The sequence below is a fragment of the Hungatella sp. SL.1.14 genome (assembly GCF_024460495.1).
Lineage (GTDB): Bacteria > Bacillota > Clostridia > Lachnospirales > Lachnospiraceae > Hungatella > Hungatella hathewayi.
The window spans coordinates 1-296 of sequence record NZ_JANFYJ010000419.1 but is presented as its reverse complement, the minus strand read 5'-3'; the positions used below and the strand labels follow the sequence as shown (position 1 = coordinate 296).

Here is a 296-nt window from a genome sequence, read left to right as displayed (position 1 = left end):
ACCTTTAAGGAGTTCCAGAGATATTTGGTACCGGAGCCTCCAAACAGCCACTTCCAGTATTTAAATCCCACATAGTGCCACGTATCATTTAACAAGTTCCAGTCCTTAAAACTGATCCGGAACAGCTCCGCGATCGGATAATAAGTAAATACCGCCAGGAATATCAGTACCGGAAGCACACAGGCAAAATCCTTCATCGCGGATACTTTTCTTGGATTCATACGTTTTTTCTCTTTCATATGTTACCCCCGCCTTACTGCTTCAGGAATCTCCAAATACGTCATCAATTTCTTCGG

General features: G+C 43.2%; 1 pseudogene. It reads right to left on the bottom strand.

What is annotated here, in order from left to right:
- Positions 1-239: pseudogene (locus tag NE473_RS31645) on the bottom strand (carbohydrate ABC transporter permease); the annotation flags it as partial.
- Positions 240-296 lie beyond the last annotated feature (57 nt).